Below are 22,681 nucleotides of genomic sequence, written 5' to 3' on the forward strand. Positions count from 1 at the left end.
CTGCGGGACTCAGGTGTCTCCGTCATCGGGGGGTTCCACACGCCAATGGAAAAAGAGTGTCTCGCTCTGCTCCTGCGTGGAATCCAGCCCATTGTAATCTGCCCGGCGCGCGGCTTGGAGAGAATCCGACTGGCGCGGGAAGTCAAGGAGGGCGTTCAAGCCGGTCGTGTCCTGCTTGTCTCCATGTTCGGGCCCGGGCATCGTCGGGCCAGGGCTGAGCTGGCGGACCAGCGGAACCGTCTCGTGGCGGCTCTGGCAGCCAGAGTTTTTGTGTCCCACGCTGCTCCGGGCGGCAAAACCGAGGCTCTCTGCCGAGAGATTATCGGGCTGGGCAAGCCCCTGTTCACGATCGACGCCCCGGAGAACACCAATCTTCTTGCTTTGGGTGCCAAGGCGCTGACCCTCGAGGAAGTCTTTGTGCTTGGGGAGTAGGACTCACGGCCCAATTAACAACACGGGTGTGGTGAAGTGCGAGCAGCCCCGTCGTACTGCGTTGGGAAGACGCCAACTGGCGTGATGGCTCACCCCTTCGTGCTCACGGACAGTTTTCACGACGACCTGCACAAGGATTTCAAGGCCGACTATAATCCCGCCAATCCGCTCTTCAATATGAGCGAGTGGGCGGCGAACGGCTCACCGACCATCCCCGCCGGAAGTACGGCGAGTCCATTTGTGAACAAACGGTGACATACCAGTTAGCGCCCGTTTTATGGGCCTCGGAGCATACATGTCAGGAGTGCAGAGAGATGCCGTCGGCTGAAAAAGACTTGATCATTCTGGGATGTTCGGCGACAAAACGTCCTGTTTCGGGGAAGGTGCCGGCGATCTACCTTTACGACGGCCCTGCCTTCCGAGTCCTGCGTAGCTATTTGAGGAAGTACCGGTGGCCGGAGAGGCTGTCCCTGGCGATTCTATCCGCAAAGTACGGTCTGATTGGTGCCTTGTCCCCGATTGCCAATTACAATCAGAGGATGTCTGCGCAGCGCGCCGATGAACTCTCTCCCCAGGTGGCGAAAATGCTGACGCGGTGGGCAAGTCAGCACGGTAGGATCTTTTTGTTCTTGGGGAAGGATTATGCGCGCGCCATCGACGGTGTATTGAACAATCGCCAGGGTGTCAGTTTTCCAGACGGTGGCATTGGGAGAAAACTTGCCGCGTTAAAGTGTACGCTGGAGAAACTGGAGCGCGTTGAACACCCGGGGGTGCGCAAGCCAGAGCGCATCGATCGGCCTTTATATTTTTTACCAGACTGGGACGACTTCGTTGATTCCGAATTCGATTTCCAAACGGAGAGTTTCTCAGCAAATCGCCGTTCTGATCGATGCGAATTGCATGTAAGCCAGCTCGTTCATCCGCTAAAACTGTGCGACGGTATCCTCGTCAGCCTGGCACAGCATATGACCAGCAAGGGGCTATTGAAGAAGTTTGCCCCTGACGACGATCAGGCACTTGCTCCGTCGCTTGTTCGAGAACACTTCAAGCTGCGTCCAGACCAATGGGCCTTCGGGGACTGTGGCGCTTTTTCCTATGTAGGCGAAGAGACGCCGCCCATCTCGGTAGAACATGCAGTGGCACTGTACGACCTTTACGGCTTTGACTTGGGCGCAAGCGTTGATCACATTCCAGTCAGTGAACTGCGAACTGCCAGCGGGAAGCGCCGGCTGACACGAACTGAGCAGCTCGCACGTATCCGCCTGACACGCCAAAACGCTGAGCAGTTCCTCCGGCTTCACCAGGAGTGGGAGGCACAATTCATCCCTGTTGGTGTGATCCAAGGAGTCACGCCAGACGACTATGCCAAGCAAGTACCCGATTACGTGGACATGGGGTACTCCTACTTGGCGATCGGTGGTCTGGTGCCACGTCCTGACGCGGAGGTGCTGGAGATAGTCAAGGCGGTTGCGCATGCTGCGAGCCGGTTGCGCAAGAGGCCTTGGATACACCTATTGGGCATTTTTCGCCCGAAGCTCCAAGCGTTGTTTCGGGAGTACGGGATCGCCAGTTTCGACAGTGCAACATATTTTCGAAAGGCCTGGTTGCGGTCTGACCAAAACTACTTAGGGGCGGACGGAAGATGGTACGCGGCAATTCGCGTTCCGCCCCTTGATGACCCACGGACCCGCAGGCGGCTTCAAACCTGCGGACAGAGCGAGGATCGGTTACGGAAACTAGAAAAAGCAGCGTTACGATCGTTGGACGCTTACGAGCGCCGAGAGATGAGCGTTGAGCGCGTGCTTCAGGCCGTGCTTGCCTACGATCGATTGCTTCTCCGAACGCATTCTGACACCACCGAGTTGGCTGAAAAATACCGGGAGACTTTAACCTCGCGGATTTGGGAACGTTGTTCCTGCCGAATCTGCAAGGAGTTGGGGATAAACGTCGTGGTGTTCCGCGGTGTGAATCGTAATAAGCGGCGCGGGGCCCACAACACCTTGATGCTTTACCAAATGGTTTGCTGTGGCAAATAGGTGGCAACGATGTGCCAATACAGTTATCGACAGTTCGTCCAACTGGTTCGGGCAGCAATACCGCACCGCTTCGGCAATCAGTGGCTCAACCAACAGCAGGAACAGGCCGTAAGCACGCCGCTAACGCCCCCAACCTTCATTGTTGCGGGTCCTGGCACAGGCAAGACTACCGTCCTCGTACTTCGACTACTGAAGCATATATTCGTTGACGGTGTGCGGCCAGAGCAGATCATCGCGACGACATTTACCCGCAAGGCTGCTGGCGAACTGCGGTCTCGAATTTTATCTTGGGGCTATGCCGTCCTCGACTACGCTATCCAGCATGCCCCGAATCAGAGTTGCCAGCGGTGGCTTAGCGGGCTTGACATGACCCAGGTCTATACGGGCACGCTGGACTCGTTGGCCGAAGAGTTTCTCATCAGGGAGAGACAGCCAGGGCAAATCGTACCTGCTACCGCGGGGGAATACCTGGCAACCAGCCTTATGCTTCGGCAAGGCCTTTTTCCCCAGAACCGGCATCGGGACCAAGACTTGGAACAACTTTTGAAGAACTTAGGCTTGCTGCCCGCGTACGCTCCAAGTATTGGCTCGAAGGTTTCAGCGCTTATGAGCTTCGCAGATCGCGTACGACACGATGATGTGGATTTGCAGACATATCGGCAACGAACTGCAGGACACAGAGTGCTTTGCGACGCGATAAGTGATTACCTAGCCTACTTGCAAAGCAACCATCTGGCGGATTTCGCACGCCTAGAGGAGTTGCTCCTCCAACGCTTGCAGGCTGGCAATCTGGGGCAGATGTTAGGTAACATACGAGTCTTACTCGTTGACGAGTTTCAGGACACGAATTACCTGCAGGAGCAAATCTATTATGAAATTTGTCGCCAGACTGGAGCGAGTCTCACCGTTGTTGGAGATGATGACCAGTCCGTCTACCGTTTCCGTGGAGCCACGGTCGAAATATTCTCTAACTTCCCGAACCGCATTGCTTCGGCGTTGGGCCCGAACTGGCAGCCCAGAATTGTGTATTTACACGAAAACTATCGTTCTACCAGACGAATTGTCGAGTTTTGTCAACGCTTCGCGGAGTGTGATCCAGTTTACCAAGCTGTCCGCGTAAGGGGAAAACCTTCATTAGTCGCTTCTGCTCCTCACGCTACGCTGCCGGGGAGCAACGTCCCCGTGCTTGGCATGTTCCGGGATGATATAGAAACGCTTGCTACGGATCTGGCGCAGTTTCTCTGGGACACTTTCCGCGGAGGTGGCCGGGTCATCGGCTATCATGGAGGCTCTTACCACATTCAGCCTGCCCAGGGCGGCGACTTCGGTGACGCCGTTTTACTCGCGCACTCTGTACGGGAACAGCGGCCACCATCACAGCCACAGCAGCCACCTCAAAAGCGATTGCCGCTGCTCTTGCGGCAGGAGTTAGAAAACCGCAAAGTGCCCGTTTTCAACCCGCGAGGACGGAGGCTCGATGAAATCCCGGACATTCGTAGGCTCCTTGGCCTTGCCTTGCTTTGTATTGATCCTGGATTAAGGATTATGAACGGAATTCAGACGATGACCCAAAACGCTCGGAATGCCATAAACCAGTGGGTCCAGGACGCGCAGAGCTTCATGCGAGGAAATCCACCACCCGGCGGTCTTGAGACATTTATCCGAGACTGGCAGAACCGGCAGCCAAGCGCCGCGTCAAGAATGACCAAATGGCCCAGCGAATGGCCACTTTTGGAGTTGCTGTTTACCCTGACCACATGGTTTCCATTTCTTCAGACGGATCCGGAAGGGCAGGTTTACCTAGAGGCAGTAGCGCGCACGGTAGCGGAAGCTTCCCAGTTCGCGGGCTATGGCTCCCATATCGTTTTCAAGCCTCCGCATGAGCAACGGTCAGTACAAGAGGCGATTCGCACCGTGTTTGAACCGATTGCGCAAGGTGCCATTGACGTTAACGAGGAGATCATGCCCCATGTCCCGAGAAACTACTTTCAGATCATGACCATTCATCAAGCCAAAGGGTTGGAATTCCCTCTGGTGATCGTGGACGTCGGCAGCGATTTTCGGATGAATCATCATGCCCAACGGCGTCTACGGGCGCCTGACGGGCCCGACTCGGTACACGAGGTGGAAGATGACGTTGCCCCGTGTTCGCCGGTGGGCAGTCTCCGCACGGCTCGCTCAGGCATAGACCGAGCATGGGACGACCTGAGGCGTCTCTACTTCGTGGCTTTTAGCCGAGCGCAGAATGTTCTCCTGCTTGTGGGGTTGACCAGTGTAATCCGAGAGCCAAATCCCGTGCCCGCGATTGGGTGTGGGGCACTCAGCGGTGGGGGAAGCTATATGCAATTCGTACCTGCGTCAAGATGGGATCCGTCGATGGGACCGGACGTCGTGGCACTTATTTGAAAGGAGTTACATCATGGCTCTTGGGCGAAGGGAACTGCCTTTCGAGGTACCACGCTACAGCTTAACAGGCGACATTCTGTCTTTTCAGCGCTGTCCGTTGCAGTATCGTTACTACAACGGAACTTCGCTGCCACCTTCCAGACCGGTCCAACTCTGGACCGGTGAGTTCATACACGGGGTCTTGGAGGAGGCGTACCGCCACTGGCAGCAGCATCGTCCCCCATTTCCTTGGCCATGCACTCTCACACCATGGCCGCCTCAGCCACTGCCTAGCCAAAGGGCACCAAATGACATCGGAGTGATCGGCGATGCTGTGGAAGCCAGGCTGGCCGCCGATGGAAAGCGACCTCGCAATACCAAAGCCCGTGACATTGCGTACCAACGTGCCACAGAAGCCATTAACCTCCTGGGTCCCGATCTATTTCCCCTCATTACCGATGCCGAGCGACGCATCTCAGGGACACGTCCTATGCCCCAGTTGCCTCAGCAGCACCCCGCCCGGGGTGATCGGTACGAGTTGACAGGAGTGGTTGACGTCATATCACATGTCAGCATGACCGCAAACCCCCAAAATAGACTGGTCCGGACGCTGCAAACACGGTGTCCGGGCCTCAACCCGCCGTTTGAGATCATCATTGACTACAAAGCAGAGCGGCGTCCTCCGATCAACGATCCTCGGCGCCGGCACCACGAATGGCAGGTCCAGACGTACGCTTGGCTTCTCACGAGGCTGCCCCAGTCAACGCCGGTGGGTGCGGCGATGATCGTCTACGTAAACGAACTTGTTCCCTCGCAGGAAGACTTTCAGACTCTTCAGCAAGAGGTGAGAAACGGCACAACGGATGTGATTCCTTCGCGTGGGAGCGCTGACTACTACGCCATCACCCGGTGGCAACCTGGTGCCGCCATTCCCAGCCTTTCCAACGACTACCGGATCGAGCGAGCTATTTGGATCGTTGCCGTATCCCAGGCCAGTTTGACAAACGCGGTTGCGCAAATTGACACCGTAGTTGCGCAAATCGAGACATCCGCCTGTAACGAACATAATTCAGGGAACATCCTGTCAAACTGGGCGGCAACTGGCTTGGATCGAGATTGCGTCGCCTGCGACTTTAAACACTTTTGCCCAAATCCCGCACCGCGCAGTTCAAGTGGTAGAAGGCGTCTCACGGCACCGCCTGCTCCCGGCTAAGTCAGGCCAGGGCAACGGTGTGATCTTCATACACCGCCAGGAATTCTCGCCTGAGAAACAGGCCGACAGGCACGTCTGCTTGTTCAAACGGCGTTGCCCCCGCGCTTCGCCGATAAACCTCACAGCAGTCAGTACGACTTCATCGACGGCTTCGCCCGCCACCTCCGCGACACGCCCCCTACGCCTATTGGAAAACGCCTTCTCCTGCCTGCTTCGGCTGGCGTGCTGGCACGCAGCGGCGCACAAAATCTGTCAAGGGCGGCATGAATTTGTGCGCCATTTTCTTGTGTGAGTCGTAACCTCTTGTCTGTAATCGACTTGCGCAGAATTTCTGCGGCGCACAAAATCGGCCCGGTAACACCAGGAATTTGTGCGCGCGAATCTTCCGGTAGACTCCAAGAGAAAGACGATGCAGGCCACTCTTTCAACACGTATGGAGAGGTATTCGCATGACTGAACGCCTTCTGACCGCCCATGAATGTGCCCAATTCCTTCGTGTCAGCCGTCGCCATTTGGATCGGCTCAAGGCCGTTGAGGGTCTGCCGTTCGTTCGCCTGGGTCGGCGGGTTCTCTTTCCTGAATTTGCTGTTCGACAGTGGCTGCAAAGCCGCACCGAATCCATCCACCCAGGGGCCCAAGCAAATTACGGCTCGACACCGGAAAACGGCAGGGACTGAAGTACTCCATGTGGAGTGCGGTGATTTATCGCCGCTTTTTGGCGAAGGCTTTAGCCTTCGCAGTGCGACGGAGGCCTTGGGTATGACTTACGCACGGAACAATGGCTCTCCATCACCGCCATTTGGTATTGGCTACCTGCCACGCGGCCGTGGCGGCTCCCGCTCCCCGTTGGGGTTTTCCATTGGTGTTTGCCCACCGCCATTCGCCGCTCGCTATTCGCCCTTGCGGCGGAGACCGAGGTTCCATGTGGAAAGCGGGGCTAAAGCCTCGCACTCCAAACTTCAACGTTCTATGGAGGAGATTTTTCATGAGCACCGTCGATCCTGAGACCAGTGTGGATCTAAAGCGATATCTTGCCCTCGGCTATCGTGTGCATCCGATCTGCCCGGGGCAAAAAACTCCCCTTTTACCCGGCTGGCCCGACAAGGCAACCAACGACACGGCCACGCTCCGTGAATGGGCTCGTCAATACCCGGGTTGCAATTGGGCGATTGTGACGGGCGAGGGCTTTTCCGTGCTGGATATCGATCCCGCCGCCCTGAAGGCTGGCTGGCCGGGTGAGGAACGTCGACGAGAGCTGAAAGCCACTGGTTGCCCACTGGTGCAAACGCCCCGCGGGGGCTTTCACTTGTACTTTCGGGCCGGCTGGCCGAACAGCACAGGGAGAGTGGCTTCCGGCGTCGACACCAAGGGCTCACGGGGCTATGTCCTCGTGCCGCCTTCGTCGGTCCATGCTCAGCCGTACGTGTGGATCCGGCCCTTGGTGACGATCGACGAACTCCCAGCCCCGCCAGTCTGGCTGGAAGCCGAAGTCGTCGAACTGAACGCCCAAGCCCCGGGTCGGCTTCGCTCCCCAGAGTCCGCCCAAAGTAATGTGAGCGAGGACTTGGAAGCGTTGTTGGAGGGCACGCGGAATATCGGACTAACCCGACTGGCTGGCCGCCTGCGAAGGCTTGGGCTTAGTCAGGCTGAACTGGAGTCCGCCCTCCTAGCCGCGAACTCATTCCGCTGCCGGCCACCGCTGCCAGAACGCGAAGTCCTGGCCATTGCCCGCAGTGTGTCACGGTATCCACCGGCCATCGCATGCGCCACCTTTTCCCGAAGTGTCGCTATGCAACGGGCATGGCGAGCTTCCCTGAGAGTTCATTCCAAACCGAGAAAGGAAGGCAAAACATGAGTTGGTCCCACAGCAGCCTGGAAATCTTGGTCGCTCCCGCCGGTCGGGGATCAACCCGCCTGGTCGAAGTTTACCACGGTCCCCACACGATTCGGGAGCGCGTCGATACCGATTCGATGAGCGCCGTCCGCAAGTTCGCAAAATACATCGCGGAGTATCTCAACCTGATCCAAGATGACGCCAACTTTGACGACTTTTTTCGCTGGTTTTACAGTACCGTCACCCGGGCCGCTGAAGCCGCCGATGAAAAGGCCCTACAGGAGGCTGCACGCCATCTCGCCGCAACCGCCACGGAATTGCCCAGCAACATCATCCCGGGTCAGGGACGCCCCGTGGAGCTGCGGGAGTTGGAGCCGTGGCCCGACCCGGTAGATCTCAAGGAAACTCTCCACCAGTGCGCTCGGTACATCCAAAAATATGTGTTTTGTCAGCCGGAAGAGGCCGAGACGGTTGCCCTCTACCTGGCCTGGACCTACTGCTTCAAACATTTCGAGGTGGCTCCCATCCTCGTCGTCACCAGTCCCACCAAACGGTGCGGGAAGACGACCCTTCTCCGCTTGATTCTCCACGTGGCCAACCGGCCGATCCCTGCCGTGAATATTAGCCCGGCCGGCATTTATCGGGTCGTGGATGCATTTCTGCCCACGCTCCTTATCGACGAGGCCGACACCTTCCTCGGCCGTAATCCGGAGTTGACGGGCATCGTCAACTCGGGGTGGATGCGAGACAACGCCTACACCCTCCGCTGCGACCCCGAAACTGGCGAGCCACGGATGTTTTGCACCTTCTGTCCCAAGGTGATTGCCGCCATCGGAAGACTCTCCGACACCATCGAGGATCGCTCGATCGTCATCACGATGGAGCGCCGACCAAAGAACGTCCATCTCGCGCGGGTCAGAAAGGCCGCGAAAATGGAGGGAGAAACTCTTGCCCGACAATTTCTCGCCTGGGTGCTCGAGCACCAACCAGAAATCAAAGAAGCCGCCGAACGCGAACCCCACTTGCCCGATGAATTGGACGACCGTGCTTACGAGAACTGGCGACCCTTGGTCATACTCGCGGAACTGGCCGAAGGAGATTGGCCCGAGCGGGCTCGCCAGGCGGCCTTGCAGGTATTCGCTGGAAAGGCGGAATCACCGCCGCAAGATTTAGCGACCCGCCTGCTGGCCGACGTGCGGGAGGTGTTCGGCGAGGCAGACGCTTTGACATCAAGTGAACTAATTCAGCGGCTAACAAACCTGGAAGAAGCTCCCTGGTCAACGTTCTCCCATGGCCGACCGATAAGCCCCCATAAAGTGGCGTCTATCTTGGGACGATTTGGTGTCAAGCCGGTTAAGCGGAAAAATGCAAATCACTACCTCCGCGACGACCTGCAAAGAGTGTTCACGCTTTACCTTCCACCTCAAAGTTCCACAAGTTCCACCGTCGTCCTAAGTCATGAATTAGACAATAACTTAGGTGGTGGAACTTTGCCTGGCCCATCTTCTTCTTCAGATACAAAGTTCCACACCTTAAGTGATTTTGACATAATACGTTACGACTACGATGGAACTTCTGGAACTTCGCCCAGTGAAAACAGGGATCTATACGAGGAATATGAATTATGAGCGACGCTATTCTGACGACACTATTGGCCAAAGGCGTGGAATTTTTTTCTCAGGGGTGGAGTACTCAGAATCCGCGAAAAAAAAGCGTGATATCCCCTCAGGAGATGGAATGAATAGCCACCAACCGCAGGATGATGATCGACTGTCTAAGAGCACAAAAAATGCATAAATTAAGGACGGCGGCCCTCGTCGGCTGCTGGAGTCCCTTTGGGCAGCAGGTTTTCGCGTGGAACCCGTGCCGTCCCTCATTAACCCTACCGGCTACACCTGACGCCCCGTGGGGAGGGAAAAATCGAGCGGGGGTTGGCGAACCCCTCCGAGCGCCACCACGACACAGCGGTGGCCTTGCTGCTCCAATACTGCCCACAGCTCCCCACCACCCCGACGTCCAGTGGTGTGGAATGCTTGCGGGCGGAGGCTGGACTCCGCTTCTCAGTCGTTGCCAATGAACTCCCATTGACTTTACACTGGAAGACGAAAGGAGACACACCCGTGGCAAGTCTTTCTCGCGATGGCAAAGGTTGGCGAATCCTTTTCTGGGATACTGCCGGGAAGCGGAGGACGATCCGGCTGCCTCGCGGACTGGACAAAAAAGGGGCCCAAGCCGTCAAACTCAGGGTGGAAACCATTATCGCAGCCAAATTGGCCGGCACTCCCCTCCCTCCGGATCTCGCTCTTTGGCTGCGCGAAATCAGTGACGAACTGTACGACCGCCTCGTCCGCGCTGCTCTTGTTCCGCCCAGAGAAAACCGGCTCACAGTCAAAGATTTAGTGAATTTCTGGCTCTGTGAGGCCCAAAAATCCCAGGCTAAGCCCTCCACGTTGGCAGCCATGCGAGTGGGGGCGGCCAAACTCCTGGAATTGTTCGGCGATCGACCGGCCGCCACGATTACCATGGAAGACGCCCTCCGGTATCGAGATGAGCTTCTCGCCTCGGGTCTGCGTCCAGCAACGGTGTCCCGCCGGATTCAACATGCTCGCCATGTCTTTCGCGAGGCTCAACGACGAGGGCTAATTACCAACAATCCATTCGAGGCTGTCAGACCCCCCAGCCATAACCCGGCTGATCGCCGCAGATACGTGACCCTCGAGGAGACACAACAACTGATCGAGGCAGCCCCCGATTACTTGTGGCGGCTCCTCATTGCCCTCGCTCGTTACGCCGGACTAAGAGTCCCTTCCGAAGCCCTTTCTCTCCGCTGGCAAGACGTGCTTTGGGATAGCAACCGTCTGGTCATTCGCAGTCCAAAGACGGAACGCACTGGCAAGCCCTATCGCGTCATCCCCATGTTCCCCCTTTTAAAGCCTTACCTCGAAGAAGCCTTCGAACGAGCCCAGGACGGAGACGCCTTCTTATTCCCTCAACTATGGCGGCAACGAGCTCAGGGGGCAACCGGTTGGGTGAACTGTAACTTCCGAACACAGTTCAAACGCATTATTCACAACGCAGGGCTGGAACCTTGGCCACGATTGTGGCACAACCTGCGGGCATCCTGTGAATCCGACCTAGCTCAATCCTTTCCGTTGGCAGTAGTGGCCAAGTGGTTGGGAAATACTCCCAGCATTGCCCTGCGGCACTACGTTGACCCAACCGACGCCGCTTTTCAGCAAGCCCTCTGTTGGCATCCAGGACAACCAACGGCAACACCTCACGCGGAACCTTCCTTAGAGAAGAAACCCACTCAGACTGAACTCGCCATGCGTGGAAAATGGGCAGAAGCAGGCCGCCACATCCGTGAAGAAATCGCAGAGGTGACGCCAACTGCTCAGAACGAAACTTCGCTCCCTACGCACCGTGCCCTTCCAAAAGCCGCAACCAACCACCGGGTGGCTACCACTGAAAAGACAATCCCTTTGGAAACTGCGGGCCTGTTCTCGACCGGCCAGGAGAAAGCAGTTAAACCACAGGAAACGACCGCGAGCGAGCAAACCCTGGACCTGAACCTTGTCTCACAAGGCGTAGGGGAGTTTGCCACGGAAGGGGCAACACCCCCGCACAGCCCAATCACTCTCAATAGAGACGAGAGAGCAAAAGCGGCGAATATGAACTCTTCCTTTTCGCAGTCTGACGCGGAGGTTGCCATGGGAAGGGCAATCCCCACAGACAACCCGGACTTGTGCGATAGACTCGCCGAGAAACGTTCCCGAGCGCAGACGCCTAGAAAAAGTGGTGGCTCCAAATCCGGCTCCACGGTGGCTCCAAGTCCGGCTCCGCAACCGACTGCAATCGAGCGCAATAAAGCGAAGACATCGCCGCAACTGCTGGAAAATAGGCAACTTATGCCCCCACTTGCGCCGCACGACTTCTCTTGGCCCACTTCCCCATTGGGCGATGGCCGACTCGAACGGCCGACTTCCACCTTGTAAGGGTGGCGCTCTAACCAACTGAGCTAATCGCCCTGAATATCTTTAATCGCCGCGTCGCTCTGAGCGACCAAGGTCACAATTCTCGCCGCACCCAGGTAGTTACCCAGTAAGCCGTCCCCGAAACTTTCACCCCGAGGACAAGCCGTTTGCGCCTGATCTCCACTGACGGGGTCAATCACGCACAGCAGGTCCGATGGCGTACGCCAGGCTTTCCTTGACGCAACTCCACCGCTGGCTCCACCTCAGGGGTTCTAGCACAGGTCTAAAATTAATTTTGGCTGTCGATTTCTCCGGGGTCAACCGAGGTCGCTTGTTGCGAGATATTCGGAGGCCGGGTGCCCGCTCGGCACAAGCGGTGGCGGAAACGTACGGTCATGTGGTAGCAGCGACCGCGTAAAAGGCGAGGGTACTCAAGGCGGTTGGTGAAAGCGTGTGAAAATAGAGATGCCGAGGCAATGCCCAAACAATCCCTTTTTTACTATGATCGAGCTCTCAAGCTGCTACCAGTTGATTTGGCGATCGATGCCCAATTCCGTCAGGCTCGTGCATTTGTGTCGCACGCACATGCCGATCACATTGCCCGACACGAATATGTTCTGTGTACAGAAGAGACAGCCGCTCTTTTGAATCATCGGCTCGGTCCGCGTGTTGTTCGCACGCTGCGGTATGGTGAGGCTGTCGACTGGGCAGGGGTGCGGCTGACCGTATATCCGGCGGGCCACTGCCTGGGCTCGGCGATGCTCCTGGTGGAATACGCCGGAGAGCGACTCCTGTACACCGGGGATTTCAAATTGCGTCCGTCGTTGACGGTGCCCCCGGCACAGCCCGTCGCCGCCGATATCCTGATTATGGAATGCACATACGGCCACCCGTTGTACCGCTTCCCACCGGAGGAGGTGGTCTTTCGTGATCTGGTGAATACGATTACGAGGCTTTTCGAACAGGGTGTAATACCCGTTATTGTTGCGTACGCGCTGGGTAAATCGCAGGAGATATCTCGGCGGCTCAGTGATGCTGGCTTGGATCTTGTCCTTCATCGGCATGTTGCCGAAATCAGTCGCATCTACGAATCATTTGGCGTGAATGTGGGCCGATACCGAGTGTTCGACGGGACAGTGCGTTCAGACGAAGTGCTGGTTGTAGCGCCTGGCACGAAGCTGAACCTCGTCAACGACCGCATATACCGCATTGCGGTGACAGGCTGGGCCATGGAGCCGTCTGCACGCTTCCGGCTGGGGGTGGATGTGGCGTTTCCTTTCTCCGATCACGCGGACTATGACGGATTACTGGAACTGATCGAGCTGGTTCGCCCGCGTGTCATTTACGCTACCCATGGGCCGGAGTGCTTTGTACGCGACCTTCAAGTGCGAGGATGGGAGGCGTACCTGCTCGACCGTCCGACACAAAAGACGTTACTGTGAAGCCCGGCACGGTTCGTCGGCGTTGTCTGGAACTTTTTGGTACACAATCACGATCGCGCTGGGTGCTTCTTTTGCCATCAGTGAAAACCCCCGCTCCATCAGCGCTTGGCCTGTTTCCGTGACGCTCCAGTCTGAATCGAACGCCTTCAAGTAGTACCTTGCGTGAGGTTGGAGGCCACCGAGCCGGAACACGGGCGACTTTTCAGGAGCTTCGTCGCGCCGAAACGCCTGGATCGTGCCGATGCCTTTCTCGGGCAGATCGAATTGCCATGCGATCCACACGTTCTTTTCCAAGCTGTACGGCGTGAGAGGATAATAGTCTCCATAATAGCAGGGAGAAATTTCGCGGAATTGTCGATAAAGACGGCGGAGCGTCTCGTAGTCCAATTCTTTGACGCGGATGTCGATTCCGCACCCCAGACTGGGGGCAGCGTTGCTCCAGAAGGCATAAGGCTGAACCGGGGTTGGCCCGGAACCATAGTACGGAGCGCCCGTGTAAGCCACGGTGCCTGTTCCATGGTAGGGAAGCCAGAAGCTGAGAGCATACGTCATGCACTGATGCCCGATGGGCTCAAACGCGTAGTCGCTTCTCCACAGAGGGACCGCCCGCCGCATCGTTTCCAGGTCGTTTCGACGGCCGCCACTGGCACACGAATCGATGAGCATATTGGGGTGGCGACGACGCAATTCGTCCCAGTAGGCGAGATGGCCGGTAACGTGGTGATTCTCCGTGATGCCGCGGCGGTTGGGCGTATCGGCGGCTCGCCAGAAGGGTAGGGGATCAATATTGAAATCTTCCCGATACAGATCGATTCCCTGTTCGGTAATCAGTCGATCGATGTGGTTGGTCAGCCATTCCCTTGCTTCCGGATTTCCCAGATCAAGCAGGCGTGGACCGTCCATTTCGGGTCGGGCGCGCAAATCGTAAAGGGTAAAGGTTCGAGGATCGGGCCGGGAACCAGCCGCCATCCAACCGTACGACCACACCCCCGCCGGGTTTTCCTCGGGATTGAAGTCCCTGGCTGCGTCGAAAATTCGCCCATTGGGAGCGCCGATGGTCACTTCCAGGCCGGTGGAATCGCAGACGTAGCTACCGTTACCAAAACCCACCGCGAAGTCGAGTGTTTCTCCTGCCTGTAACGCAACAGTTCCCTGATAGGATGCTTCAGGTCCGCCACCGTCCAGCCGGATTTTGCCCTCAAAGAGGGATTCGTGGTCCCGCACGATATGAACCGAGGTGGTGGTCTGCTCGTCGATAGCGAGAAAGCGAGCTTTCACGCGGTATTCACCGGAGAGAGGAGCAGTGAATCGGACGGCGCTGAACTCGCCCTTGGGGCCCGGATGAAACGAAAGACGCCCCGGCGTCCACTCGATTCCGGCGACGCGGCACACCTGATCCCCGAGATTGCAGCTTACGTTGGGATCGGGAGTTGTAAAAGATTGGCTGCGCCACGCCCTCATCCCGGCGAGAGCATGATTTCGGCCCCCCAGCGAAAGTAGCCATTCGGGATGATTCTGATACAGCCAGGTTCCGGGCATCACGCGCTCCGGCTCGAACCAGACGAGGATCTTCACACCATGGGCATGAGCGAAATCGCTGATCGGCTTAAAACCGCGTGGAAAGCGGCGGGGATCAACTTCCCATGTGCCAACCTGGGGCCAGCCCTGCTCCTGGATGTACCAGCCTGCGTCCATCCACCAGTAATCAGGCTTGAGTCCTTCTTCTAGGTACCTCCGGATATGCATGATCTGGTTTTCCTCATTGGCGTGGATCATCTCCTCGTATGCCCGGGAGGAAGAGGCCACAAATTGAGGTGACGGAAGCTGGCCGCCGGGTTTGGGCATGCTATGCTTCATCATCCACCGCCGCCAAAGATTGTGCGCCCGAATGCGATCTCCCTGCCAAAACTGCATGACAATGCGGGGCGTGCGGACAGATTCCCCAGCAAGGAGCTGCAAGTGACAGTCTTCCTGTCCAATTTGTATTTGCAGGCGGCGTTCGCCGTCACGAATAAAGTTGGCCACCCATTGCCCGGGCCAACCGACAGCTATTGTTCGCCCTCCGTCATCATAAGCGACGTCGAAGTATGGCCAGTCGATGTTGCTTGGTCGCCCACCGGCTCCACTCAGTCGCTTGGTTTGACCGGGGGCAAGCACAGTCGTGAAAGGTTCGTAATCTCTTTGGGAAGCCTGAGAGCCGCGATGGTGATAGAGTAGAAATTCGGCCTGGCCCTGTCGCTCCCAAGTCTCGTCCATTGCCAGGACATTTTCCAAGATCGGGCTGGTCTCCCGACCATTATTCTTGAACTCCAGAACCCACTCAATGATGGGAAAATCACTATAGATGACGAGATCGCAGCGGACCAAAAGGCCGGTAACGGGATCGCGCCAGGTGTAGACGTGTTGCTCTTGTCCGTTCTCCGCAGAGGTGGTTTCCTCGTGGAACTGCCATTGCGGCAACAAGTTCTCCGAGAATTGGTCTCCATAACGAAACGAAAAAGGCAGGCGAGCGCCTGCACCCGGGCGATGTTCCACAAGCCATCGCTCGTACGCTTTGAATTCAGCAGGACTGGGTGCAGGTTGTGCGGATAGGCGTGGTCCTAGAAATATGAAGGCCCCAACGATTCCCACCACGGCCAGCAGACGTGATAAGCACACAAACAACCTCCTGCGCGATTAAAGTGGCGCGTGATTGAGAGTCACGTCATTGAACACCGTCGAGAAATGACAGCTCGTTAGGTTCTCGAAACCCCCCACGTCACCAAAATTTTGTCATTTATTCCGCTGGTTCCAGGATTTCAATGTCTTTGAACATCACGAGCATATCATTGCCGCCATGAAGCTGGAGCGCAAAATGACCTTCGCGCCGCCCGGGATCGTTTTTCACCTCGGCGGTTTTCACGCCATTCACCCAGACGGTGATGTCCCCACCTTTTGCAGCCACAATCATTTCGTTCCAGTCGTTGGGTTTGAACGCTTTTTTGACGACGTCCGGCGGGGGCTGAACTACCCACGCCCGGCCATTCGTTTCATAAAGGCCACCGGTGTTGGCATCCGGCGCGATTTCCGCCTGGAAGCCGGAAACACCACTGTAGCCCTTTTCTTCCACGCGGAAATAGAATCCACTGTTTCCCTGAAGGACCTTGAACTTGAGCCGCACTACGAAGTCTTTAAAGACCTCGTCGCTGACGAGATGCCCGAACTCTTTTTCTTCCGCCTTCTTGCGGCCGACGATGGCTCCGTCTTCGATTGTCCAACTACCGACCCCGATGGTGTGCCAGCCCTTAAACGTTTTGCCATCCCAGAGTGGCTTCCAATGGCCACGGAATTCCTCTCCCGGAAGGCAGGTGAAAAGGCTCAACTGCGCTACAGCCGCCAACAGGAGCGTGCCAACTGATGCGGGAAATAGCCTCTTCATGAAACATCCTCCTTTTAGTGTTTTTCCTGGACGGACGAAGCCGTTAACACGTGAGAATCCCAAGGCTCGAGGGAGAGAACGACTACTCGGCCGTTACCACACTAATCCCAGAATGTTGCGATGTCAATCGCCACGTCTCAGTGGGGGTAGTCCATGGGTGTCGAGCAGAGTGCAAAAGATTTCCGCTGTGCGATTGCAACGTGGCGCGCTATAGATATCATGAGGTGCGCGAGGAGCACAGCCTTCTCAGAGGCGGCCGACCAACAGGAGCTTCAAACGGATGGCCGAGACGCCAATTTGCGAGTTTTGTCAAAGGAGTATCACGATGAAGACGTATCCCGCGTCACACGTTTTCTTGCTGGGTGTGCTGGTGTTTGGACTGGCGGGAGTGTGTCCCGGTAATGGGGGAGTGTCCTCTGCGGAGACGGCCATCAAACCATCTGGTAAATATAACGTTTTGATGATTGCGGTGGACGATCTGCGGCCGGAAGCGGGGTGTTACGGCGTGCCTATCATCAAAACGCCCCACATCGACGCACTGGCGTCTCAGGGATTGCTTTTCAACCGAGCCTACTGCCAGCAGGCGGTATGCAGTCCATCGCGAACTTCACTCCTCCTGGGGCGCCGACCGGACACGACGCGGATTTATGACCTTGAGACCCACTTTCGTAAAACACTGCCGGATGTCATCACCCTCCCGCAGCACTTCAAAAATCATGGCTATCACACACAGGGGTTGAGCAAGATTTATCACAATGGTCTGGACGATCCTGCAAGCTGGAGCGTCCCGCACTGGGCGCCGAGTAAGCCGATGTACGGCAAACCGGAAACGCTGGCGGATCTGAATCGGCGTCGGGAAGAGATGCGAAAAAAAGAGGGACCAGCGACTCGGGTGGTGGAGAAAGACCCAAAAACCGGGATGCCATTACGGGTGTCGGCTCCCCGCTATCGGGTGTACGGACCGGCGTGGGAAGACCCGGACGTTCCGGATGATGCACTTCCGGACGGTGAGACGACCAACCGTGCCATCGAACTCTTGAGGGAACTCAAAGATCGCAGGTTCTTCCTGGCAGTCGGCTATTTAAAGCCGCATCTTCCGTTCGTGGCGCCCAAAAAATACTACGATCTTTATCGAAAAGACGAGATTCCGTTGGCGCCGAATCCATTTCCGCCCGAGGATTGCCCTCCTATCGCCCTGACTAATTGGGGGGAACTTCGCGCCTATCAGGGGATTCCTCCCACCGGCCCTCTTACCGAGTCGATGGCACGCGACCTGGTACACGGCTATTATGCGGCGACCAGCTACGTTGATGCCCAAATCGGTCGTCTGCTGGCCGAAGTGGATCGCCTCGGGTTACACGATTCAACCATCGTAGTTCTGTGGGGTGATCACGGCTGGCACCTCGGCGATCATGGACTCTGGTGTAAACACACCAATTTTGAAACCGCCACCCGGAGCCTCTTGATTTTCCGCGTGCCCGGCCAGCCGAATCCCGGAGCCAAGACCGATGCGTTGGTGGAATTCGTCGACATTTATCCGACTTTGTGCGAGCTATGCGACCTGCCGATTCCAGAAGGGCTGGAAGGGACTAGCCTCGTCCCGCTCTTCGAAAATCCCAATCGGCCGTGGAAAAAAGCGGCCTTCAGTCAATATCCGCGGGCGAAAGTGATGGGCTATTCCATGCGGACGGATCGCTATCGTTACACCGAGTGGCGACCATCAGGCGGAGGCAAACCTGTTGCTGTCGAACTGTATGACCACACCACAGACCCGCTCGAAAATGTTAACCTGGCGGGACGACCGGAATACAAAGATCTGGTCGCTCAGCTCCATCAGCAGCTCGAAGCCGGCTGGAAAGCAGCAAAGCCCGAACAGTGAAGTCGTGTCGTTCCCCTGAGATTTCCGAAAGACCACACAACGGCACACGACCCTGACGGCTGGGTGCCCGTCTGGTAAGGCTGTCACAGGAAGTTTACTTTACGGAAGCTGGACCGGGTTGCCATCCCGGATATCGCCCAATCGGGCATAAAGGGTTGTGTTGATCGTCTCGGAAATAAACTTCACGGACCCATCACCGAAGAGGAAGTTTGCGCCCCCGGGATGCTTGCTTCCGAAGCTGTAATCCGAAGGACTGAGATTATTGACAATGTTGTTTACTTCCTTGTTGTTAAGATAGGCAAAAGGACCGACCAATCGCGCCCAGGATGAGATTCTCCATTGGCCTTGCCAATTGTTATTGCCACCTGCCCAGAGCGGGAAAACGCGGTCGATCATTGTCCTGGTGACGTTGGCGGTTTCCGACACCTCGCCCACCGCGATGACGTTGCTTGAGCCGTCCTTGAGGTCTGCGAAGCTCATGACATAGTGAAAATTGTTGGTTTGTGCGAGACGAAACATCCCGTTTTGCTCCGTGGCCCCAGATGGCCGGCTCCAACTTGTCGCACCATTGGCAATGAAGTAGTTCGACCAGGGTTCGTCGCTACCTAGGCAGCAGCAATAGTTGGACTTCCCGTAGCCATCGTTATCTTGCTTGGGAAGAACGTCACTCGGGCAGATGTAGGCGGGAAGGATGGTCTTGGCGGCCACGCCCCGTTGATTGTTCGGATTACCATGGTTGTTTTTCACCTGGCACCACCAATTGTAACTGTCAGTGTTTTGAACGGGGTGGCCGGTCGGAAGCGCTGGGGAAACCCCCGGAATTTCCCGAATAGCCCCATGCACGAGGCGATTGTCCCCACCGGGGATATAGACCAATGCGGCCCCCCCGCTGACCAGCGTGTCGTACATTTGCTTTTGCTCGATGAAGGGCAGGATGTAAGCGCCCCACGCGTAGTTGTCGTTGTCGTCATCAGGTTGACCGATGGGAAACACCTTATTCACATCGTGAAAGTTGTGGATGGCCAGCCCGATCTGCTTGAGATTGTTCGAACACTGGCTTCTCCGAGCAGCCTCTCGCGCGGCCTGTACCGCAGGCAGGAGAAGTGCGATCAAAATGCCGATGATCGCGATGACGACGAGCAATTCCACCAGCGTGAATGCGTTCTGAGCACGGTGACGACCAATCACAGTCATGCATCACCTCCAGGTAGATTCGAAGCCGCTGTCAATATGTCAGCCCGCAGCGCACAACCCAAAAAGGCCTTTCTGTACTCACGCAGGTTAGAATAGCTGTTGCCGGAAGAAATGTCAATGACTTGGCGAGTTTGATTGTACGAAAATTTTATGCGGCGAGTAATCTAGACACTTGCTGCCATTTTCAGCGCGGAAATGCAGAAGAATTTTGATTTCGTCGATTGGTATGGGATCCTGGGTGTCACTTTCGCCCGAAAAGCTGCAAGGTGCCTTCTGTTCGTCCGATCGTGTTTTAGCCTAGAACATGTGCCGGCAGAGGTCGTACCCCACTGCAAAGATGGCGGCGTCAATGCAGGCGTGGCTGATCCACGGGGCGTAGAGAGTCTGCCACCGGTGAAACATAAAACACCAGATAATACCCCCGATCGCCACGGCAATAGAGAAGAGAAGTTGATACACCGAGCCCCAGCCAAAATAACTGCCAAGGATGATGACGTGATGACCGGTGAATGCGAGCGACGAAATAAGACTGCTGATTTCGGCGGACAAAAAATTTCGCAACTTTCCAAAAACAAATCCTCTCCAGTAGTATTCCTCCAGAAAAGAATGTGCCACCGAAATAATTGTTGCGAAAAATAAAAATCGAAGTGGCGTGTCTATTCCGAATCCAGCAATCTTGTCCCGAACGGCTGTGGCAGCTTCCCCGAACAGGCCCATAGGTTTGAAAAAAAGGGCATAAAGAAGGATGCTCCCCATACCGACAACGATTCCGAAACTTAAGCCGGCGAAAACTTCGGTGCGTGCTGGAACAGGGATCCGAATAGAGATCCGATCGACGCACACAAGCCACACAGCGGGGAGGAGCATCACCAGCTTCGCCAATGCATAAAGGGTTTGCTGGACCCAGGAAGGTAGTGCTTCGGCCAAAACAAAATACCCCACGGCTGAGACCGTGGGGGTCGTCATCAAAAACAACAGCACCAGGGCGAGTGCCCACCGTTTCGTACCGCTCTCAGTAGCGGCTCCCATGGATCAACCCTGGAGCACGGGCACCGCCGAAGGCTGAATGGTCCGGGTTGGGGTGATCAACGGGTACTTGGGTGCCGGGGGACCGTCATGGTATTCCAGGGGGCCTACCGCCAGTTGGTAAAGCCAGTGGCGGGCGTTCCAGACAGACTTTACAACCCCAATCATGCCGTGGATTTGAGTAAAGATTCTTTCGGCCCAGAGTGGGTCAAACCGCGGGATCGCACGCAAACGATTGAGAGGATTATAAAACGCGATATAGCCAGCAATCATGTTGAGTTGCCTTTGCAGCGGGCTGGAATGCGCCGTCGCGATCGCGCGATTGCCGTCGTAGTGGTAATCCTCAACGGGTTTCCCAGCTACTCGCTTCAGGACGATACCATCCTGGTAAGGCTTTTCGTACCCTCGGCTCCCCACGGAAGGAGTGAGCAGCGTGATCTGGCACGTGATGGCACCCACTTTTCGCAGGAAGCCCACCTGATTGATGAGCCCGCGGAGACTTCGCCATGTCCACAGCGGCTGATTGTCGTGGTGCATCATCATCGGCATCGGGGCGATCCCATGCTTGATGAGCTCACGAAAAACGGTGATGGTTTTCTCCGGCGACTGGCCTTTCTTCACAAGGTCGGCCGTGAGGTCTTCGATTCCAAACCAGATGCTCCGCAAGCCTGCCTTTCGAGCGAGGGGAATCAGGTCCAGATTCTTGTGCACGTCGAATTCCGTTGCTTCCGTCCCGAAAATGATTGACTCGCCCAGCGGCTTACGGTCGATTTCGGCCTTGGCCATTGTGGAGAAAATTTCCTCCACCGTCTGACGGTTATTAAAGAAATTGTCATCGGTGCCGAAGAAAAACCGAATTCCGGACCGCTTGTAGATTCCTGTGAACTCTTCCACCAACCGTTCGGGACTCCGAAATCGGAATGTGTCCTGGTTGTATGCGGGAATTGGACAGTACGGGCAGTGAAATTTGCACCCGTGCGTCGTTATCACCGAGAGCACCTTTGCATATTTCCCGAGTTTCTCCGCAGGAAGCGGCTCGGGAGAGAGCGTCGCCCGTTTGTGCGGTGGTTCGAACAGGCCGAGGGCGTCGAACGGGAGAGGGAGTTCGTCCAGATTTTGCACCAGACGCTGGACGCCCGTATCGATGAGGTACTCTGGATGGCCCCGCGGCGGATCCGGTCGAAAGACCAGGCCGTGGATGTCATTCAACAATCCTTCTTCTCGAACTCGTTCAAACGCCGAGCGAATGTGCTCGCCAGGGAGCTTGTTTTCAAGAATCCGGTCGAGCAGTTCCAGGAGCACGTACTCCTCGCCAGTGCAGACCACGTCCGCACCGATGGTTCCATCCTCGGAAAGGCCAAAGAAATCCCACGGTTCGTAAATCGCTTTGGCGCCACCTGCGATAATCAGCGGTCGGTTCTCGCCCAGGGTCCAGGCATCGCGAATCAGTTCATACGCCCGCGCGCTGTGAATCTGCATGCTGGAAACCAGCAGCAACTCCGGGATTTCGCCATCGATGCGAGCTTGGCTGGGACGGATATTCGGATTCCACTGTTGCATCACCACGCGGAGCTTGCGGAATCCAGCCGCGTACATGGCCGACGCCAGAGCCCGGGGCGCACCGGGGATCATGATATCTTGGACCATCACGAAAGGTCCAATACTGGTTCTGCGATCGAAAGCATAAATGATGAGCGTGGGGATATCTTCTTTCAGAGCCCGTTCCCGCACGCTGCGTTCCAGCTCACGATACTTACCGGGCACGGTAAAACGGTCGTTCTTGGCACGTTTGGGTAATTCCACTGGAAAACCTCCATCCTCAAAACTTATAAAACACCTCAGAAACCC

At 56.4% G+C, this 22,681-nt stretch carries 15 protein-coding genes and 1 tRNA gene; 10 read left to right on the forward strand and 6 right to left on the reverse strand.

Going from position 1 to position 22,681, the window contains the following annotated elements; all coding sequences use genetic code 11:
* The 8 genes from ABJK56_RS16175 to ABJK56_RS16210 all read left to right on the forward strand — a co-directional run.
* On the forward strand, positions 1–432 hold a 432-nt coding region (locus ABJK56_RS16175; RefSeq protein WP_347245711.1), incomplete at its 5' end, for a hypothetical protein.
* A gap of 84 nt (positions 433–516) precedes the next feature.
* Positions 517–687 (forward strand): hypothetical protein, encoded by a 171-nt coding sequence (locus tag ABJK56_RS16180; protein WP_347245712.1) that lies wholly within the window; start codon positions 517–519, stop codon positions 685–687.
* Between the two features lie 59 nt (positions 688–746).
* Positions 747–2,468, forward strand: a complete 1,722-nt coding sequence (gene dpdA / locus ABJK56_RS16185) for a tRNA-guanine transglycosylase DpdA (RefSeq protein ID WP_347245713.1) — start codon at positions 747–749, stop codon at positions 2,466–2,468.
* A 9-nt stretch (positions 2,469–2,477) separates the two neighbouring features.
* The gene (locus tag ABJK56_RS16190; protein ID WP_095414557.1) at positions 2,478–4,874 is read left to right on the forward strand and encodes an ATP-dependent helicase; all 2,397 of its coding nucleotides are present in this window, start codon (positions 2,478–2,480) and stop codon (positions 4,872–4,874) included.
* Between the two features lie 13 nt (positions 4,875–4,887).
* Positions 4,888–6,066, forward strand: coding sequence for a PD-(D/E)XK nuclease family protein (locus tag ABJK56_RS16195; RefSeq protein ID WP_347245714.1), 1,179 nt, complete (start codon positions 4,888–4,890; stop codon positions 6,064–6,066).
* A 449-nt stretch (positions 6,067–6,515) separates the two neighbouring features.
* On the forward strand, positions 6,516–6,743 hold the full coding sequence (locus ABJK56_RS16200; protein WP_095414559.1) for an excisionase family DNA-binding protein: 228 nt from the start codon (positions 6,516–6,518) through the stop codon (positions 6,741–6,743).
* Positions 6,744–7,051: 308 nt separating this feature from the next.
* On the forward strand, positions 7,052–7,921 hold the full coding sequence (locus tag ABJK56_RS16205; protein WP_347245715.1) for a bifunctional DNA primase/polymerase: 870 nt from the start codon (positions 7,052–7,054) through the stop codon (positions 7,919–7,921).
* Positions 7,918–9,528 (forward strand): DUF3631 domain-containing protein, encoded by a 1,611-nt coding sequence (locus ABJK56_RS16210; protein ID WP_347245716.1) that lies wholly within the window; start codon positions 7,918–7,920, stop codon positions 9,526–9,528. Before ABJK56_RS16205 ends, ABJK56_RS16210 begins: the two co-directional genes overlap by 4 nt.
* 2,326 nt (positions 9,529–11,854) lie before the next feature.
* On the opposite strand, the gene ABJK56_RS16215 is transcribed toward ABJK56_RS16210, so the two are convergent.
* Positions 11,855–11,928 (reverse strand) — tRNA-Val (locus ABJK56_RS16215).
* Positions 11,929–12,350: 422 nt separating this feature from the next.
* Here ABJK56_RS16215 and ABJK56_RS16220 point away from each other — a divergent pair.
* Positions 12,351–13,316 (forward strand): MBL fold metallo-hydrolase RNA specificity domain-containing protein, encoded by a 966-nt coding sequence (locus tag ABJK56_RS16220; protein WP_347245717.1) that lies wholly within the window; start codon positions 12,351–12,353, stop codon positions 13,314–13,316.
* Here ABJK56_RS16220 and ABJK56_RS16225 read toward each other — a convergent pair.
* Complete coding sequence (locus tag ABJK56_RS16225) at positions 13,308–15,974, reverse strand: alpha-galactosidase (RefSeq protein ID WP_347245718.1); 2,667 nt, start codon at positions 15,972–15,974, stop codon at positions 13,308–13,310. The genes ABJK56_RS16220 and ABJK56_RS16225 overlap by 9 nt on opposite strands.
* 118 nt (positions 15,975–16,092) lie before the next feature.
* Positions 16,093–16,734 (reverse strand): DUF1080 domain-containing protein, encoded by a 642-nt coding sequence (locus tag ABJK56_RS16230; RefSeq protein ID WP_347245719.1) that lies wholly within the window; start codon positions 16,732–16,734, stop codon positions 16,093–16,095.
* 325 nt (positions 16,735–17,059) lie between these two features.
* Between ABJK56_RS16230 and ABJK56_RS16235 the strand changes: the two genes are divergently transcribed.
* On the forward strand, positions 17,060–18,613 hold the full coding sequence (locus ABJK56_RS16235; RefSeq protein WP_347245720.1) for a sulfatase: 1,554 nt from the start codon (positions 17,060–17,062) through the stop codon (positions 18,611–18,613).
* 99 nt (positions 18,614–18,712) lie between these two features.
* On the opposite strand, the gene ABJK56_RS16240 is transcribed toward ABJK56_RS16235, so the two are convergent.
* From ABJK56_RS16240 to ABJK56_RS16250, 3 genes are all read right to left on the reverse strand, one after another.
* The gene (locus ABJK56_RS16240) at positions 18,713–19,807 is read right to left on the reverse strand and encodes a DUF1559 domain-containing protein (RefSeq protein WP_347245721.1); all 1,095 of its coding nucleotides are present in this window, start codon (positions 19,805–19,807) and stop codon (positions 18,713–18,715) included.
* Between the two features lie 297 nt (positions 19,808–20,104).
* Positions 20,105–20,836 carry a CPBP family intramembrane glutamic endopeptidase gene (locus ABJK56_RS16245; RefSeq protein ID WP_347245722.1) on the reverse strand — a complete coding sequence of 244 codons (732 nt, stop codon included), beginning with the start codon at positions 20,834–20,836 and terminating at the stop codon, positions 20,105–20,107.
* Between the two features lie 3 nt (positions 20,837–20,839).
* Positions 20,840–22,681, reverse strand: a 1,842-nt coding sequence (locus ABJK56_RS16250) for a radical SAM protein (RefSeq protein WP_347245723.1), incomplete at its 5' end; no start/stop codon positions are given.

The sequence above is a fragment of the Thermogutta sp. genome (assembly GCF_039793925.1).
Lineage (GTDB): Bacteria > Planctomycetota > Planctomycetia > Pirellulales > Thermoguttaceae > Thermogutta.